Genomic DNA, 1958 nt, shown 5'->3' with positions numbered 1-1958 from the left:
GCTGATCCTGACCGATAACTGCATCGATGAGCTACCTGCCGAGCTGGGCGAAAGAGTGCATTTGCAAAAGCTCATGCTCGCGGGCAACCACTTGCAGCAACTGCCGGCAAGCCTGAGCCAGTGCCATCAGCTTGAGCTGATCAGGATCGCCGCCAACCGCCTGACCGAGCTGCCACAGTGGCTGTTGTCGCTGCCACGGCTGACGTGGCTGGCATATGCCGGCAATCCTATGGAATCCGCGATTGACCTGGCAGCGCTGGACGCCACCCCGAACATTCCCTGGTCGCAGCTGCAACTGCAACAGTCACTGGGTGAAGGCGCGTCCGGGGTCATTCATCAAGCACTGTGGGAACAACCGTCGCCACCTGTGCGAACGGTTGCAGTGAAGCTCTACAAGGGCAGCATGACCAGTGACGGTTCACCCCTGCATGAAATGAATGCCTGCATTACCGCGGGCCAGCATGCCAATCTGATCAAGGTCGAAGGCAGGGTCGTCGAGCATCCGCAGGCCCGGGCCGGGCTGGTGATGCAACTGATCGATCCCGGCTACCGCAATCTGGCCGGGCTGCCGAGCCTTGCTTCCTGCACCCGGGACGTCTATGAAGACGGCACCCGGTTCAGCGTTGCGGTGGCGCTGCGAATCGCCTGCGGCATCGCCTCGGTCGCCGCGCACTTGCACCAGCAGGGCATCACCCACGGCGATCTTTACGCTCACAACATTCTGTGGAACACAGAAGGTGACTGCCTATTGGGGGATTTCGGCGCAGCGTCGTTTCACCCTGCATCAGACAGTGTCGAGAGCCGCGCCCTGCAACGCATAGAAGTCCGGGCGTTCGGGATTCTGCTGGGGGAATTGCTGGAGCGGATCGAGCCGGGATTGAGCGCCGAGAGCCGTGAACAGCTGGAAGCCTTGCAGAGGCACTGCTGTCAGCCAGAGGTGCTGGCGCGACCGGGGTTTGTAGAAATTGGCGAAGAGTTGCAGGCTGCGATCTTTATCAGCCAACGCAGCTCTTGCAGAAAGCCCCTTAACCCGCCAGACCGACAAACATGTCCTGCACGTCATCGTGGTTGTCGAGGCCTTCGAGGAAGGCTTCGACTTCTTCCATTTGCGCGTCGCTCAAACCGCTGACCGGGTTTTTCGGCTGGTAGCCCAGCTTGGCTGACAGCACGGTAAAACCCTGCTCCGGCAATGCCTTTTGTACCGCGTCGAGGTCGGCTGGTTCGGTAATGAACAGCGTCGTACCCTCTTCTTCGCCCGCTTCGAAGTCCTGAGCGCCGGCCTCGATAGCCGCCATCTCCGGATCTGCATCAGGGCTGTCAGGGGACGCTTCGATCATGCCGACATGGTTGAAATCCCAGGCAACCGAACCCGAAGCACCCAACTGGCCCTTACGGAACGCCACGCGAATTTCCGCGACGGTGCGGTTGATATTGTCGGTGACGCACTCGACGATGAGCGGGACCTGATGCGGCGCGAAACCTTCATATGTGACACGATGGTACTGAACGGTTTCGCCCAGTTGGCCCGAGCCTTTCTTGATCGCGCGTTCCAGGGTTTCGCGGGGCATCGAGGCTTTTTTCGCCTGTTCCACCACCAGACGCAGGTGCGCGTTAGTCGCCGTATCCGCGCCGTTGCGCGCGGCAATGGTGATCTCTTTCACCAGTTTGCCGAAGATCTTGCCCTTGGCATTGGATGCCGCTTCTTTGTGTTTAACCTTCCACTGTGCGCCCATTACTCACTCTCTTGATCTGTGGCGCCGAAACATCTATTGGCCGACGCTTTGTGCAAGTTTATACGGCATAAAGTTACCAATCGACCAAAAAGTAGAGTGACTGATCGACTTCTGCGCCTCATGTCGTAGGGGCTTTCCTAAAAGCCGCTTGGGCCACCCATTCGCCGCTGTCGTTTCGTAACCTCTGCCTCCTGATCGAAGGCAAGAGCGTATGAGATGCACAAG

At 59.0% G+C, this 1958-nt stretch carries 2 protein-coding genes; one reads left to right on the top strand and one right to left on the bottom strand.

Annotated features, from left to right (window positions below):
• A partial coding sequence (locus tag F8N85_RS33755; protein ID WP_150807667.1) for a leucine-rich repeat-containing protein kinase family protein occupies positions 1-1129 on the top strand: 1129 nt, incomplete at its 5' end.
• Here the strand turns inward: F8N85_RS33755 and F8N85_RS33750 are convergent.
• A complete protein-coding gene (locus tag F8N85_RS33750) occupies positions 1026-1733 on the bottom strand; it encodes a YebC/PmpR family DNA-binding transcriptional regulator (RefSeq protein WP_150806781.1) in 708 nt (235 codons plus the stop codon). The genes F8N85_RS33755 and F8N85_RS33750 overlap by 104 nt on opposite strands.
• Positions 1734-1958 lie beyond the last annotated feature (225 nt).

This window comes from Pseudomonas fluorescens, assembly GCF_902497875.1.
Classification (GTDB): Bacteria; Pseudomonadota; Gammaproteobacteria; order Pseudomonadales; family Pseudomonadaceae; genus Aquipseudomonas; species Aquipseudomonas fluorescens_BR.
The sequence above is the reverse complement of the archived record's forward strand: the minus strand, read 5'-3'. Positions and strand labels throughout refer to the sequence as shown.